Source organism: Piscinibacter sp. HJYY11, assembly GCF_016735515.1.
Classification (GTDB): domain Bacteria; phylum Pseudomonadota; class Gammaproteobacteria; order Burkholderiales; family Burkholderiaceae_C; genus Rhizobacter.
Genome location: NZ_JAERQZ010000001.1, coordinates 1,446,558 through 1,462,202 on the forward strand (window position 1 = coordinate 1,446,558; position 15,645 = coordinate 1,462,202).

Annotated in this window: 14 protein-coding genes; 4 read left to right on the forward strand and 10 right to left on the reverse strand. The window is 69.0% G+C overall.

Annotated features, from left to right (window positions below):
• Complete coding sequence (locus JI745_RS06490; protein WP_201804755.1) at positions 1-861, reverse strand: NAD(P)-dependent oxidoreductase; 861 nt, start codon at positions 859-861, stop codon at positions 1-3.
• 102 nt (positions 862-963) lie between these two features.
• Between JI745_RS06490 and JI745_RS06495 the strand changes: the two genes are divergently transcribed.
• The 4 genes from JI745_RS06495 (at position 964) to JI745_RS06510 (ending at position 4,690) form a co-directional block, all read left to right on the forward strand.
• The gene (locus JI745_RS06495) at positions 964-1,317 is read left to right on the forward strand and encodes a helix-turn-helix domain-containing protein (protein ID WP_201804756.1); all 354 of its coding nucleotides are present in this window, start codon (positions 964-966) and stop codon (positions 1,315-1,317) included.
• Between the two features lie 125 nt (positions 1,318-1,442).
• Positions 1,443-2,243, forward strand: coding sequence for a glycosyltransferase family A protein (locus JI745_RS06500; protein WP_201804758.1), 801 nt, complete (start codon positions 1,443-1,445; stop codon positions 2,241-2,243).
• Positions 2,244-2,256: 13 nt separating this feature from the next.
• A complete protein-coding gene (locus tag JI745_RS06505; protein ID WP_201804760.1) occupies positions 2,257-3,150 on the forward strand; it encodes a glycosyltransferase in 894 nt (297 codons plus the stop codon).
• Between the two features lie 19 nt (positions 3,151-3,169).
• Entirely contained in the window at positions 3,170-4,690 is a 1,521-nt protein-coding gene (locus JI745_RS06510) for an FkbM family methyltransferase (RefSeq protein ID WP_201804761.1), read from the forward strand.
• A 69-nt stretch (positions 4,691-4,759) separates the two neighbouring features.
• Here the strand turns inward: JI745_RS06510 and JI745_RS06515 are convergent, their stop codons facing one another.
• From JI745_RS06515 to JI745_RS06555, 9 genes are all read right to left on the reverse strand, one after another.
• Positions 4,760-6,115, reverse strand: coding sequence for a bifunctional glycosyltransferase/class I SAM-dependent methyltransferase (locus JI745_RS06515; protein ID WP_201804764.1), 1,356 nt, complete (start codon positions 6,113-6,115; stop codon positions 4,760-4,762).
• Positions 6,102-6,782 carry an acyltransferase gene (locus JI745_RS06520; RefSeq protein ID WP_201804765.1) on the reverse strand — a complete coding sequence of 227 codons (681 nt, stop codon included), beginning with the start codon at positions 6,780-6,782 and terminating at the stop codon, positions 6,102-6,104. The genes JI745_RS06515 and JI745_RS06520 overlap by 14 nt, the downstream gene beginning before the upstream one ends.
• Position 6,783: 1 nt before the next feature.
• On the reverse strand, positions 6,784-7,746 hold the full coding sequence (locus JI745_RS06525) for a glycosyltransferase family A protein (protein ID WP_201804767.1): 963 nt from the start codon (positions 7,744-7,746) through the stop codon (positions 6,784-6,786).
• A gap of 1 nt (position 7,747) precedes the next feature.
• On the reverse strand, positions 7,748-8,878 hold the full coding sequence (locus JI745_RS06530) for a DegT/DnrJ/EryC1/StrS aminotransferase family protein (RefSeq protein WP_201804769.1): 1,131 nt from the start codon (positions 8,876-8,878) through the stop codon (positions 7,748-7,750).
• A 13-nt stretch (positions 8,879-8,891) separates the two neighbouring features.
• Complete coding sequence (locus JI745_RS26730; protein ID WP_201804774.1) at positions 8,892-9,386, reverse strand: acyltransferase; 495 nt, start codon at positions 9,384-9,386, stop codon at positions 8,892-8,894.
• Positions 9,387-9,463: 77 nt separating this feature from the next.
• Positions 9,464-10,384: a WxcM-like domain-containing protein gene (locus JI745_RS26735; RefSeq protein WP_310738502.1), complete on the reverse strand. Its 921-nt coding sequence runs from the start codon at positions 10,382-10,384 to the stop codon at positions 9,464-9,466.
• 34 nt (positions 10,385-10,418) lie between these two features.
• Positions 10,419-11,762: a TolC family protein gene (locus JI745_RS06545; protein ID WP_201804775.1), complete on the reverse strand. Its 1,344-nt coding sequence runs from the start codon at positions 11,760-11,762 to the stop codon at positions 10,419-10,421.
• A gap of 169 nt (positions 11,763-11,931) precedes the next feature.
• A complete protein-coding gene (locus tag JI745_RS06550) occupies positions 11,932-13,158 on the reverse strand; it encodes an HlyD family type I secretion periplasmic adaptor subunit (protein ID WP_201804776.1) in 1,227 nt (408 codons plus the stop codon).
• An 86-nt stretch (positions 13,159-13,244) separates the two neighbouring features.
• Entirely contained in the window at positions 13,245-15,509 is a 2,265-nt protein-coding gene (locus tag JI745_RS06555) for a type I secretion system permease/ATPase (protein ID WP_201804778.1), read from the reverse strand.
• Positions 15,510-15,645: the final 136 nt, after the last annotated feature.

Below are 15,645 nucleotides of genomic sequence, written 5' to 3' on the forward strand. Positions count from 1 at the left end.
CTAGCGGCGCATGACCTTGATCAGCGCCGCCAGCTCCTCGTTCGCGAGCCCGGCGGCCTGCGCCCGCTTCAGCAGCCGGTCGGCCAGCTCGGGGAGCTCGGTGTTGAGCCGCGCCTCGCGCGAGAACTCGTGGATGCGCTGCGTTGCTTCCACCGAGATGCGCAGCGGGCTCTCCTTCATCGTGAAGTCGCCCGACTGGATCACCTGGCCCTCGAAGGCAAAGAAGGCGCCGAAGCTCGGCGAGATGTCCTGGACGAGCTGGCCGAAGCGGGCCACGTCGAGCCCCTGCGATTCGGCGATCAGCGCGCCATGCGCAAAGCCGATGAAGGCGCCGTACACGTAGGAGAGCGTCGCCAGGTCCATCGTGGCTGCGGCATCGGGCTGCTCGCCCAGGTGGGCGTAGTGCCCGCCGAGGTCGGCCAGCACGCCCTGCCACTGGGCGAACGCCGCCGGGTCGCCCGAGATGAGGATGGGCGTGTCGGGCTGGCCCATCTGGCTGGGGGCGGCCTGGATGGCGCCGTCGAGGTAGGCCACGCCATGAGCCGCGCACCACGCAGCGGCGTCGCGTGCATCGGCGGGGCTGCCGGTCGTCAGCTGCACCAGCGTCTTGCCGGCCAGGGCGTCGGCCACGCCGGGCTGCGCCAGGATCTCGCGCACCGCCACGTAGTCGTACACGCACATCACCACCAGCGGGCTCGCCGCCACGGCGGCCGCGGCGGTGGGTGCGGTCGCCACGCCCTCGAGGCCCGCCGCCTTGGCGGGGCTGCGGTTCCACACCGTCACCTCGCGGCCTTTGTCTCTGAACAAGCTGGCCAGGGTCGCGCCCATCGCGCCCAAGCCAATCACGGTCACTGCACTCATGTGTTCGCTCCAAAAAGAAGTGGGGGAGCGGATGATGGGAGGGTGCTTTCCATTCATCAAGTACCTACAATTTTGTCTGTACCCACCTGGAGGTTCGTACCCATGAGCAGCGACGACGTTCATTTCAACTGCGGCATCGGCCCGGCCTTCGCCGTCATCGGCGGCAAGTGGAAGGCGGTCATCCTGTGGGAACTGCACGGCGCCACGCGCCGCTTCGGCGAGCTCAAGCGGCTGGTGCCCGGCATCACCGAGAAGATGCTGATCCAGCAGTTGCGCGAGCTCGTCGCCGACGGGCTGGTGTCGCGGGTGGACCGGGCGACCGTGCCGCCCCACGTGGAGTACTCGCTGACGCCGCTCGGGGTGTCGCTCAACCAGGCGCTGGGCCCGCTGGCGCAGTGGGGCACCGACTACGAGGCCCAGCGCGCGGCCTCGGGCGCGGCCGACACGCCGGTGTAGCGCCCGCGGGCTCGGGGGAGAACCGCCCCCTTTCCGCCCCTATTCCGCCCGCTTGGCGCACCCCCGCGTCGATAGCATGCCTCGTCACCATTGGCCTGCGAGACGCGCCCTGCGGCGCCTGCAACATGCCCCACGCGCCCTTTTTCAGCGTCATCACCGCGACCCACCTGCGCTCGCCCCTGCTGGCGCGCAACCTGCGGTCGCTGCGGGCCCAGACCTTCCAGGATTTCGAGCTCATCGTCGTGGCCGATGCGCTCGATGTCGGCACCGCCACCGTCTGCGCGGAGCTGCTGCGCGAGCAGGATGTCTTCATCAAGCGCGGTGGCCGCCGCGGCCCGGCGGAAAGCCGCAACGTCGGCATGTCGCTCGCGCGCGGCGAGTGGGTGGTCTTCCTCGACGACGACGACACCTTCGCCCCCGATCACCTGCAGAACGCGCATGCGCGCATCACCGCCGGCCCGGCCGCCAAGGTGCTGTTTTCCGACTTCGACGTGCTCACCGAAGACCGCTCGAAGGACCTGCACACCGCCCTGTCGCGCAACCGCGTGAGCCTCGCGGCGCAGCCGATCGAGTCGCTGCACGTCAAGAACTTCATCCCGAACAACGCGCTCGTCTTCCACCGCATGGTGCTCGAAGGCGTCACCGTCGACCCGCACCTGGAGTCGCAGGAAGACTGGGACTTCCTGCTCGCCGTCTGCCAGAAGGCGATGCCGGTGCACTACGAAGGCGGCGGCGCGATCGTCCACAAGGACTACGTGAACCCCGGCACACGCCGCGGCACCTCGACCGCCGCCAACGACGCGACGGTGGTCGTCGACTTCCTGCACACCTACCGCCGCTGGCGGGCCCCCACGCCCGAGCTGCAGGCCCAGCGCCAGCAGTTGATGCAGTCCGTCGGGCTGGCGCTGCCCACGGCCTGGCTCTGAGGCGGGACGCACCATGCCATTCGTCTCGGTCGTCATCCCCGCCAAGAACGCCGAAGCCACGCTGGGCGAGACGCTGGAAAGCCTGACCGCGCAGAGCTTCCGCGACTTCGAGGTCGTGCTCGTCAACGACGGCTCGACCGACGGCACCGCCGCCGTGGCCGCCTCGTTTGCCGAGCGCCTGTCGATCAAGGTCGTGACGCACGAGAGCTCGCGCGGCGTGGCCGAATCGATCAACGACGGCCTGCGTGCCAGCGACTCGGAGTTCGTCGCCCGGCTGGACGCCGACGACCTGGCCGCACCACAGCGCCTGGAGCGGCAGCTCAGCTTCCTGAGCAGCCGCCCGGGCATCGACGTGTGCGGCAGCCACATGCAGATCTTCGGCGTGGAAAACGGCCAGCGTGTCGACCGCCACGTGCTCGCCCACCCGACCGAGAGCGCCGAGATCCGCACCGCGCTCTTGCAACGCTGCGCGATCTCGCACCCCTCGGTGCTGTGCCGCCGCAGCACCTTTGAGCGCTTCGGCTTCTACGACCCGCGCTTCGACTTCGCCGAAGACTACGAACTCTGGTGCCGCGCGAGCCTGCTCGGCGCGCAGTTCGCCAACATCCCCGAGGTGCTGACGCACTACCGCAAGCACGCCGGCCAGGTCAGCAGCCAGAAGGCGCAGCTGCAGTACGAGCGCGACATCGCGATCAAGGCGCGCTACATGGCCGCCATGCTGCAGGGCGAGAACCCCGGCCTGCTGCCGCAGTTCATCGCATTGCAGACGCAATTCCGCTCGCGCGACATCGCCCTCACCGTGCTGCAGCAGTGCGGCCCGACGATGACGCGCCTGGCGCGCGCCGTGCCGCACAGCGACGAATACGCCCGCATCGTGACGGGCAGCCTGATGCGCCACCTGCGCTGAACCACGAGAACAACACACCATGACACTTGCCCACGCCGAGCCCGCCGTCGCCCCGACCACGAGCCCGCGGCCGGTCATCCTCAACTGCGCCAAGGGCGGGATCGGCAACCAGCTCTTCCAGCATGTGTTCGCGCGCAGCCTCGCGCGCCGCGTGGGCGCCGACCTGGTGACCGACCTGAGCGCCTTCGACCACGACCCCTACGGCCGCCAGGCCTGGGTGTGGAGCCTGGCGGGCGAGACCCGCACCGGCACCGTGGCCCAGCACGCCGGCGAAGGCTGCTTCGTGCTGAAGGAAGGTCAGATCCAGTCGCTGGAGCAGCTGCCGCAGATGCCCCAAGGCGTGCGCACGCTGGTGCTCACCGGCTACTGGCAACGCGACAGCCTGCTCGACGCCAAGGTCGTCGAAGAGACCTACGCGCAGCTCGCGCGCCGCGCCGGCGGCATGGTGTCGGCCGAGCTCGCACTGCAGATCCAGGGCAGCGCCGACGCGATCGCGGTCCACATCCGCCGTGGCGACTACGGCCACATGGGCCTGTGCAAGGACAGCTACTACCTCGCCGCCATCGAGAACCTCAAGCTCAACCACCCGCAGGCCGAGCTCTTCGTCTTCAGCGACGAGCCCAACTACGCGCGCCACCTGCTGCTGAGCGCGGGCCATGCGTTCACACCGGTGGCCAGCGGCAGCGACCTGGGCGACCTCTACCTGATGTCGCTCTGCCAGCATTTCGTGATCGCCAATTCGAGCTACTCCTGGTGGGCGGCCCGCTTCGGCGAGCACAAGGGCGGCACCGTGATCTGCCCGAAGGAGTGGGTCACCATCGATGCCACGCCCTCGCCCTGCCCGGCGCGCTGGGTGCAAGTGGCCGGCGCAGTGCATCCCTTCAAGCTGGACGCGGCCGAGCTCGCCGCCAGCGCACAGAAGCTGCAGAAGCAACGCTTCGACGACGCCATCCGCGCCTGGTTTGCCACGCGCGGCGACCAGACCCTGCGCCTGGAGTTCCCCGAGCTCGACGCCGACAGCACCGTGCTCGACCTCGGCGGCTACAAGGGCGACTGGACGGCCGAGATCCACCAGCGCTATGGCTCGAACGTCTACGTCTTCGAGCCCATCAAGGGCTACCACGACAACATCTGCGCGCGCTTTGCCGCACACCCCAAGGTGAAGCCCTGCCAGTTCGGCCTGGGCGCGCAAGACGCCACGCTGGACATGGGCCACTCGGCCGACGGCACCGGCGCCTTCATGAAGGCCTCGGTGAGCGAGAGCGTGACGCTGGTCGAAGCGGCGAAGTTCCTGCGCGAGCACCGCATCGAGCGCATCGACCTCCTGAAGATCAACATCGAAGGCGGCGAGTACGACCTGCTCGAGCACCTGATCGAAACGGGCGACATCAAGAAGGTGCGCCGCCTGCAGGTGCAGTTCCACGACTTCGTGCCGAACGCGATCGCGCTGCGCGCGAGCATCGTCGAGAAGTTGCAGGCGACGCACCGGCAGTCGTGGTGCTACTACTTCGTGTGGGAAGAATGGAAGCTGGCCGAGTAAGCCTCGGCAACGTTCCAAAAGAAAGCGGGCCTCGAGGGCCCGCTTCTTCTTGACCGGTCGACCAGGCCCTCAGGCCGGCACCGCCCGCACCACGTACTGCAGCGGCAGCGCATCGTTCACCGCCTGCTGCGGGTCGATCCCCAGGGCCTCGGCCATCATGCGGATGGCCGGCAGCGCCTTGTCGCGCGCCGGCTCGTTGAAGATGCGCGGGCCACCCGCCTCGATGCGGAAGCCGGCGTTCTGGAACATCTCGAGCATGGTCACGCGGGTGAACCAGCGCAGGTGCGTGCGGTCCATCAGGCCGCCGTCGGTGTAGCGGAAGTCGCCGATCGCAAGCTTGGCCTGCACGCTCCAGTGCTGCGCATTGGGGATGCTCGCCACCACGCAGCCATCGGCCGGCAGCACCTTGCGGATGCGGGCCAGCAGGCGCCACGGGTCGCGCAGGTGCTCCAGCACGTCGCCGAAGACCCAGCAGTTGCGGGTCGACAGCTCGGCCAGCTCCTTGTCGCTCATGCCTTCGACATCGAGCGCGGTCACCTGCTTGCAGTGGCGTTTGGCGATCTCGGCGGCCTTGGGGTCGAACTCGATGCCCCAGTAGTCGGCCTCGCCGTTCTTCTGCTGGTAGGCCTGCGCCAGGGCGCCGGTGCTGCAGCCCACTTCCAGCACCTTGCGTTGCGCAGGCATCAGGTTCAGCAGGTCGGGGTTGTACGAGCCGGCGCGGGCGGCCATGTCGGCGGCCTCCTTCTTGCGCTTCTCGGCCATCTCGGCCATCCACTCTTCCAGGTGGTAGCCGCCGGTGCGGGTGCTGGTGCCCTGGCCGATGTGGTCGATGAAGACCTTCTTCGTGCCCATCAGCACGTCGTTGGCGCACCAGGGCAGGTTGCGCAGCAGCTCGGACTTGCCGGCGTCGTGCAGCGCACGCATCGGGGCCACCATCGGCGCACCGTGCTTGATGGGCATCGGCCACTCGCGCATCACCTCCACGTTGCACAGCATGCAGGGCGGGTGCAGGTAGGCGATGGCGCCATAGGCGTAGTCGATGTCGAAACCGTCCCGGTTGACGTAGGCCACGCCGCCGGCGCCGTAGTCGCCGGGCTGCAGCACGGCCAGCAGCTCCTCGATGAAGCCTTCGCGCAGCACCACGATGTCGGTGTCGAGAAAGAGCACCGGGCCCGACAGGTTCAGGTTCTGGATGGCCCAGGCCATGCCGGGGCCGTGGTGGATGTTGTATTCCATCGCGTGCAGCTGCACGCCTTCGAAGCCGGCCGCCACCTCGCGGATCCTGGCGAGCGGCCCCGGCTCGGAGCCGTCGACGATGTGGATCGGGTTGCGCGGGTAGAACTGGCGGAACGAGCTCAGGAGGCCCAGCAGCAGCTCGGGCGAGTTGTACGAGACGGCGACGACGGGAATGTCATGCGGGTTCATGGGTTTCGTTCCTGGAGTTGTCGGTGGACGCGGCGTCTTTCACGCGGCCCACGATGCGGCAGGGGTTGCCGGCGACGATGCTCATCTCGGGCGCCTCGAAGTTCGGCGTCACCACGGTGCCGGCCGAGATCACGCAGCCGCGGCCGATGCGCGCGCCCTTGAGGATGGTGACGCGCGAGCCGATGAAGACGTCGTCGCCGATCACCACCGGCAGGGGCTTCGCATCGGGCTGTGCACGCAGGCCGAGCTCGAGCTGGTGGGAGTTGCTGTCGGCCACGTGCAGCTCGGGGCCCACGAGCACGCGCTCGCCGAAGGTCACGCTCGCGCCTTCGGAGAGGATGAACGCGCGGTTGTTGAACACGGTGCCGGCGCCGATCTGGATCAGCGACTCGGGCGTGCGCGACTCGACGTAGCTGCAGCCGTAGCTGCCCGGCGAACGCGGCACGCCGAAGACCGTGGTGGTCGACAGCACGATGCGGCCCAAGCCCTTGAACTGCGTGGGCGTGAGCAGGTTGATGCTGCGCCGGCCCTCGCCTACCACCGCGATGCGGCCGCGGTCGGAGGTGTGGAAGAAATACTGGATCAGGAAGCCGCGCACCATGGACTCGAGGTCCAGCGGGTTCGCCGCGAGGACCTTGGCGGTGAGGCGTTCGAAGAGCCGCTTCATCTCAGAAGTCGTGCGTGCGCAGGAAGGCGTGCCAGACCTCGTGGAACGAGGCCACCGCCAGCTCATCGCCCGCGGCCATGCGCGGCAAAAGCTCGATGAAAGGCAGCATGTCGGCCTGCGAGCGGTAGTACTGGCCCAGCATGCCGGCGAGCGCCGCATACGAGGGGCGTGCCTGCTCGGGGGTGTACTTGCCGATCTCCACGCCGCCCATCACGAGCGCGGCGTAGCCGAGGTAGGCGCCCTTCATGTAGGGCCCGAAGAATTTCGACGAGTTGCCGGCCGGCCCGGTGCGGAAATAGCCCAGGTGCTCGTGCACGTAGCCCACCGGCGCCACGAGGCTGGCCGCCATGAAGGCGCCCAGGTCCCAGAGGCCCGCGTACGAGACGGAGCCGAAAGCCGGCTTCATCAGCGCCGCGGTGGTGTTGGCGCGGAAGACGGCGTTGGAGAACTCGCCCAGCCAGTTCTTGCCCTCGATGGCGGTGGTGCTGAAGATCACCGAGTCGTCGAGCGAGAGCAGGCGGTTCGGGTGGCGTGCCACCGCGGGCGGCAGGGGCAGGTCGCTCTTGATCGGCAGGCCCTGCTCGTTGGCCGACCAGCGGCGGCTGATCGAGCAGCTGAAGGGGCTCGACAGGTGCGCCACCAGGTGGCGTTCGTAGAACTCGGGATAGATGACGTCGTCGTCGAGCAGCAGGTGGAAGAGCTCGCTGCGCTGGTTCCACACCTGCAGCAGGTTGAGCATGTTGGCGTAGCCGCCACCCTTGCGCGGGCCCTCGACGCACTCGATGTCGAGGCCGGCGCGCAGCGGGGCCAGTGCGTCGGAGAACAGCGCCTGGCGGTAGGCACCGCCGGGGCTGTCGTCACTGAAGATGATCTTGCCGGCCTTGTGCGTCTGCGAGCGCAGGCACTGCAGCAGCTCGGGCAGGTACTGGGCCTTGTAGGCCGGGATGAGCGTCGTGATCTGCATGTCAGGCGGCGAGCTTGTGCAAACGCGCGGCGACTTCGCGCACGGCCGCGATCACCTGGTCGGTCTGGGCGTCGGTCTGCGTCGGGCCGATGGGCAGGCTCAGCACTTCGGCGTGCATGGCTTCCGAGATCGGCAGGCTGCCGGCCTTCAGGCCCAGCGAGGCGTAGGCCGGCTGCAGGTGCGGCGCGACGGGGTAATGGATCATGGTGTGCACGCCGAGCGCCGCGAGGCCCTGGGCCAGCGCGTCGCGCTGCGGGTGGCGCACGACGAAGAGGTGCCACACCGGCTCGTGGCCCGCCGGCACGACCGGCAGCGTCAGGCCGAGGCCGGCCAGGCCCTGCAGGTAGCGCTGCGCGATCTCGGCGCGGCGCTCGTTCTGGCCCTGCAGCGCGGGCAGCTTGGCGCGCAGCAGCGCGGCCTGCAGCTCGTCGAGGCGCGAGTTGTAGCCGATGACTTCGTTGTGGTACTTCACCCGCGAGCCGTAGTTGCGCAGCACGCGCAGGCGGTCGGCGATCTGCGGGTCGCTGGTGGTGACGGCACCGCCATCGCCGAGCGCGCCGAGGTTCTTGCCGGGGTAGAAGCTCCACGCGACCGCATCGCCATGCGCGCCGACACGGCGGCCGTGGTAACGGGCGCCATGCGCCTGGGCACCGTCTTCCAGCACACGCAGGCCATGCTTGCGGGCGATGGCGACGATCGGGGCCATGTCGGCCGCCTGGCCGTACAGGTGCACCGGCAGGATGACCTTCGTGCGCGGCGTGATCGCGGCTTCGATGCGGGCCACATCCAGGTTGAAGGTGGCCGCGTCGGGCTCCACCGGCACCGGCACGGCGCCGATGTGGCTCACGGCCAGCCAGGTGGCGATGTAGGTGTTCGAGGGCACGATGACCTCGTCGCCTTCGGTCACATCCATCGCGCGCAAGGCGAGCGTGAGCGCATCGAGGCCATTGGCCACGCCGATGCAGTGTTCAGCGTCGCACCACGCGGCGTATTCGGCTTCGAATTTCGCCACTTCCTGGCCGAGGATGTACCAGCCGGAATCGAGCACGCGGTCGAACGCGGCGCGCAGCTCTTCGCGCTGCGTCATCTGGATGGCCTTGAGGTCGAGGAAGGGAACGCTCGGGTGGGTCATGGCGGGCAGAGGCTCAGGGTTTCTTGGCGAGGTAGACGTTGCGGGCGTAGTCGCCGCGCACCACCGAATGGGGCGGCACGTCTTTCGTGACCACCGCGCCGGCGCCGACCATGGCGCCCTCGCCGATCACGAGGCCGGGCAGGATCACCGCGCCGGCGCCGATGGAGGCGCCCGCCTTCACGACGGTGCGCGCGAAGGCATCGGGGTACTGCTTGGAGCGCGGGTAGCGGTCGTTGGAAAACGTCACGTTCGGGCCGATGAAGACCTTGTCTTCGAGCGTGATGCCGTCCCAGAGGTAGTTGCCGCACTTCACCGTCACGTCGTCGCCGATCACGACGTCGTTCTCGATGAAGCAGTGGCTGTTGATGTTGCAGTTGGCGCCGATGCGGGCGCCGGCCAGCACGACCGTGAACTGCCACACCGTCGAGCCGGCGCCAATGGCGGTGCACTGGCAGTCGGCGAGGCGATGGACAAACGGCTCGCTGGAGGGGGACGAGGGGCTGCTCATGCCCCTCAGTACACCGCAGGTGAGTGCGCGCTGATGGCCGGAAAGCGAGGGGATTTGCCCCCCACTTCGCAGGCTCGTCAGGCCTTGGCCTGGCCGCTGATGCGGATGAAGTCGGCGTAGTCGCGGATGTAGTCCGCGTTGTCGTAGTAGTCGGAGGCGAACACGAGCAGCATCGCGTCGGCCGAATACTTGTACTGCACGCCCCAGGTCATGGGCGGCAGGTAGATGCCGCGGTCGGGCGAGTCGAGCAGCACCTCGACCTTGTGCTCGCCGTCGTCGGCCATCACGGCGCAGCTGCCGCGCACGCAGATCAGGAACTGGTGGCACTGGTGGTGGGCATGCTCGCCGCGGATCTCGCGGCTGGGCACGCCGAACACCATGAAGTAGCGCTTGGGCGTGAACGGCACCTGGCGGTCGAACTCGCCCACCGTGAGGCTGCCGCGCAGGTCGGGGATCACCGGGAAGTGGTGAACCGTGACGCCCTTCACGGCCGTCTCTTCGATCTTGGCGCCGCCGCGCGAGCCGCCATGCAGGGGCGCGGTGCCGGGGCCGGGGGCCGCGTCGACGTAGCCGATGATGTTGGCGGGGTTGCCTTCGACGATGGCGCCGGGCGGCACCGAGCGCGAGACGACCGAGCCCGGCCGCACGATGGCCTTGGCACCGATCACCACGCCGGCCAGGATGCTGGCGTTGGCGCCGATCCAGGCGCCGGCCTTGACCACCGCCGCCGGCTGGCCGCCACCCGGGGCACCGGCAAACGCCGCATGCGCGCCGATGTGCACCTGGCTCTCGATCACCGTGCCACGGCAGATGTGGGCACCGCTCTCGACCACGCAGTCGTCACCGATCACCGCCTGGGCATCGACGAAGGCGTGCGGGCCCAGCGTGGTGCCGCCGCCGACGGTGGCGCTCGGGTCGACCACGCTGTAGCGCTCGCGCTGTGCGCGGGCGGCGGCGTCGATCAGCGATTCGCGCTCGGTGTCGGTCATCAGGCCCATGAAGGCGTCCTCGGGTCGGTCGGAGTTGAAGAATTCACTTGAGCTGGGCCTGGACCCCCAGGCCCAGCGACCAGAGCAGCGCGTTGGACTGCTGGCCGTCGTAGAGCGCGTTCACGTAGCTCACGCGCAGGTTGTAGTGGTCGCCTTCGGAGGCCATCACGTCGAACAGTGACCGGCGGCCGAGCTGCTGCCACTGCTGCAGGGTGAAGTTGCGCAGGCGCTCGCTGTCGCGCAGCACCTCCACCACGCGGCGCGCACGGTCGAAGGACGACATGGCCTGGTCGTGCACCTCGGTCATGCGCGAGCGCTTGGACTCGAGCGCATCGGCGCGCTGCAGGCGGGCCGCTTCGGCGCGCTTGCGCGATGAATCGACCGCATGGCCGACGGGCGCGTTGAAGATGGGCATGCTGACGTTGATGCCGGCCGACCAGGTGCCGGAGTTGCCGACCCCGCGCACCTCGCTCCCGCTCACCGTGGCGCTGACCTGCGGCCAACGCTGGGCCTTCACCGATTCGGCAAACGCCTTCGAGGCTTCGGCCTGGGCGGTGAGCTGGGCGATGTCGGGGGCGCCCTCGGCCTGTGCGAGCACGTCAGGCAGGTTGGGCACGCTCATCAGCGTGACCGGCACCACCGGGTTGGCGGGCAGCTGCTCGCCGACGAAGCGGCGCAGGCGTGTCTCGACCTGGCGCACGGTGGACAGGGTCTGGGCGTAGGAGACCTCCGCCTGCTTCTGGTTCTTCTGCGCCTGCACGAGCTCGCTCTGGCGGCCACGGTCGGCGCGCACGATGGTCTGCAGCGCCTCGACCAGGCAGCTCATCTTGCGGGCGTACTGCTGGTAGACCTGCGCCTGCTGGTGGTAGCGGCTGCGCTCGATGGCGAGCGACACGGTCTGCAGCGCCACCTGCTCCTGGGCGTTGATGTGGCCGAAGCGGGCCGCTTCGGCCAGGCTTTCGCGCCAGTCGGTGAGGTCGGAGATGCGGCCACCGTCGAAGATGGGCACGGTCACGCTGAAGGTGCCGCGGCCCTGCTTGCCGCGGGCTTCTTCCACGCCGCCGACTTCGGAGCGCGTGCTGCCGATCGTGCCGCCCACGTTGACCGTGGGAAAGCGGGTCGCGCGGGTTTCCTTGACGTCGATCGCAGCGGCTTCGGCCAGCAGCTTGGCGGCACCGATGGCCTGGCTGCGGCGCAGGGCTTCGCGCACGAGGTTGTGCAGGTTCTCGCGCGGGTCACTGCCGCCGGCGCCTTCGATGGGGGTCGCATCGGTGCGGGCTTCGGCCGCGCTTTCGTCGATGCAGTTGGCGTCTGCCGGCATCACGGCCAGCAGCGCGAGCACGGCGGCGAATGCAGGCAGGAGTTGTTGGACGGTGGGTTTGATCAAGACGGGCTCCACGGGGGCTGCGTACTACAGGGACAGCACTCCCTTCAGTACACCGCGGAACACGGGGCCTCGATGGCCGGAAAGCGGGGGGAAATGGCCGCCAATTCGGAGCGAGCGCTCCGGAACGTGCTCAGCGCGCGGGCTGGCGTACCCGCCAGCCGAGGGGCCGTCATCTTTCGCGGAACGCTTCTTTGGACTTCAGCATGGGGCGCAGGATGAAGCTCAACACCGAGCGCTCACCCGTGCGCACTTCCACCTGCGCCGTCATGCCCGGCAGGATGGGCAGCGCCTTGCCGCTCTTGTCCTTCAGCGTGGAGCGGTCGCTGCGCATCATCACGCGGTAGTACGTCGAGTCGGGCGTGCCCTTGTCGGCCTCGCCCAGCGCATCGGGGCTGATGTATTCGATCTTGCCGTGCAGGCCGCCGTAGGTGTTGTAGTCATACGCGGCGAGCTTGACCTCTGCCTTCTGGCCCACGCGCACGAAGCCCACGTCGCTCGGCTTGAGTCGCGCCTCCACCAGCACGCGCGAGCCGATGGGCACGATCTCCATGATGGCCGCGCCCGGCCCCACCACGCCGCCGATGGTGTTGATGCGGATGTTCTTCACCAGGCCGCGCACCGGCGAGGTGAGCACGGTGCGGCGCAGCACGTCGGCACGGCCGGCGAGTTGCTCGTCGAGCAGCGAGAGCTCGGTCTGGGCGCGCACCAGCTCGCCGCTCGCGTCCTGGCGGAACTTGTTGATGCGCTCGCGTGCGTTGAGCTGCAGGTCGTTGACCTGGCGGCGCAGGCGCATCACCTCCACCTCGCTCATCAGGCCCTTGGCCGACATGGCCTCCGAGACGCCCAGCTCCTTCATCAGCAGCTGCACGTTGCGCGCGTTGGTGTGCAGCGCTTCGTCGAGCGCCAGCTTGCGGGCGTTGAAGGAGTCGGTCTCGGCTTCCACCAGCGAGGCCACGGCCTTCACTTCATCGGGGAACTTGAGCGCACGGCCATTGGCTTCGGCCGTGAGGCGGGCGATGGTGGCGAGCAGCGCCACGCGCTTGGCCTCGCCTTCGTTCTGCTGCGACTCGAAGCGGGTGGGGTCGAGCTGGGCCAGCTCCTGCCCTTCGAACACCTGCGTTCCTTCGCGCACGTGCAGCTCGCGCAGGATGCCGCCTTCCAGGCTCGCGATCACCTGCTCGCGGCCCTCGGGCACCACGCGGCCATCGGCGCGGGTGATCTCGTCGACCTTGGCGAGCGCAGCCCAGGCCACGCCGGCCACCAGAATCACCGCGATCAGGTACAGCGTGAGGTTGGTGCCGGGCAGGGAGTCGACCACCATCGCGGCGCGCACGTCGGCCACGTAGGCCATCTCCTGGCCGCTCGGGTCCTTGGGTTTGCGTTTCCAGAAGGCCATGTCAAGCCTCCCGCCGGGCCGCCCCAAGGGAGGCTGGCGCCCCCTCGGGGGGCAGTGAGCGAAGCGAGCGTGGGGGCGTCGTCATATCAAACAGAAGCTTGACGCTGCACCGGCTGTGTCGACGGGTGCAGGTGGACGTTGGGCGACGTGGTGGTCTCGGGCGTCGCCGTGGCTGCAGGCTTGGCGCCCGACAACGCCGCCAGCACCTGGGCCTTCGGCCCGTCGAGCACGACCTTGCCGCCATCGACCACCACGACACGTTGTGCGAGCTCGAGCACCGCCGGGCGGTGCGTGACCATCACCACGGTGCGTGTGCCCAGCGCTTCGTTGAGCTGGCGCAGGAAGAGGGTTTCGCTTTGCGCGTCCATCGAACTGGTGGGCTCGTCCATCAGCAGGATCTGCGGCTGCGTGACGAGGCAGCGCGCGAGCGCCACGAGCTGGCGCTGGCCGCCCGAGAGCAGGCCGCCCATTTCGCCGACCGGGAGCTCCCAGCCCTGCGGGTGCGAAGCGATCAGGCGGTCGAGACCGGTCACGCGGGCCACTTCGGCCAGGCGCGTCGCGTCGACCGAGACACGGCCCATCAGCACGTTCTCGCGCAGCGTGCCCTTGAACAGGCGCGGCTCCTGCGAGACGAAGCCGACCTTCACGCGGAAATCGGCCGGGTCGATCTGGCGCAGGTCGATGCCGTCGACCTCGACCATGCCTTCGGTCGGCTGGTAGAGGCCGGCCAGGAGGCGCAGCACGGTCGACTTGCCGCTGCCGATGCGCCCGAGGATGGCGACCCGCTCGCCCGGCTCGAACTTGAGCGTCACGCCCTTGAGCACCTTCGGTGCCGCGGCGTCTTCGGCGGTGGGCGGGTAGGAGAAGCCGACTTCGCGCAGCGCGATGCGGCCCTTGATCTCGTGGTTGGCCACGTAGGTCGCGCCGGGGGTGCGCTCGAGCGGCAGGCTCATCATCTGGTCGAGCGCCACCATCGCGGCGCGCGCGCCCTGGTAGCGAGTGGCCAGGCCCACCACGCTGTTGAGCGGCCCGATGGCGCGGCCGGCGAACATGATCGCGCCGATGACCGCACCGCCGCTGATGACGCCGGCATGGATGAGGTAGACGCCGACGATCAGCATCACGAGCGTGACGAGCTGCTGCGACATCGCGGCGATGTTGTTGGTGAGGCCGCCGAGCGAACGTGCGCGCAGGGCCGTCTCGGCACCCGCAGCGGTGGCGTCTTCGTAGCGGCGCAGGAAGCGGCCCTGCGCGCCGGCGGCCTTCACGTCTTCCAGGCCCTCGACCGCCTCGACGAGGAGGCCCTGCAGGTCAGCCTGGTGGGCCATGTGGGCGCTCATCGAGCGACGCAGCGACGACTGGATCACAAACGACACCAGGAGGATCAGCGGCACGGCAAACACCAGCACCCAGCCGAGCGGGCCGCCGATCACGAAGGTCATCGCGATGAAGATCACGATGAACGGCAAGTCGCTCAAGGCCGACAGCGTGGCGCCGGCGAAGAAGTCGCGCACCGTCTCGATCTGCGCGAGGTGGTGGGCATAGGAGCCGGCCGACTCGGGCCGGTGCTCCATGCGCACGCCCAGCGTCTGGCGAAAGAGCAGCGAGCCGATCAGCATGTCGGCCTTCTTGCCGGCGCGGTCGATCAGGCTGCTGCGCAGCTGGCGGGCGATGAGGTCGAAGCCGAGCGCGATGAAGCCGCCGGTCGCCAGCGCCCACAGCGTGACGAAGGCCTGGTGCGGGATCACCTTGTCGAACACGACCGCAGTGATGAGGCCGCTGGCCAGCATCAGCACGTTGCTCAGCGCCGCGGCCAGCAGCGCGGAGCGGTAATAAGGAATGAAGCGGCGCAGCGTGCCCCACAGCCAGTGCGCACCGGGGTCGAGCAGGGCCTCGTCGCCAAGGTTCACGGCCGCCTGAGGCTTGGGCGAGGCCACGAAGGCAAAGCCGGTGTATTCGCCCACGAGCTCGGCCTCGGTCGCCTTGCAGGCGTGGCTCTCGGGGCCGGGCATGATGACGTCGTAGGCGTCGGCGCCCTTGTCAGCCGCGTGGCGGGCCACGAGGATGGCGCAGTCGCCGTTCTTCAGCAGCAGCACCGCCGGCAGCAGCAGCGAGTGGATGTCGGAGATGCGCTTCTGGATCAGGCCGGCGTTGAAGCCCGCCTCGCGCATGATGCGCACCGCCTGGTCGGGGCCGAGGTTGCCCTCCACCGGCGTGTTGGCCAGCAGCGACTCGGCCGAGCGCTCGCGCCCATGGTGCTTGCACAGCCAGACGATCGCCTGCGCCAGCGCATCGTCGGCATGCAACGAGCCTGCGGGCGGTGCGATGAAAGGTTCCTGGCGTGCGCTCATGAAGGGGTGCCGGCGCGATCCAATGCGCAGGCGATGACGGCAGAGTGAGTCCGTTTCATTGTGAGCGGCCGCCCCCGGCGCGGTGCCTCCAATAGAGAGGCGATTGCTGCACTATTCCGCGCTTCCCGCGCGGTCG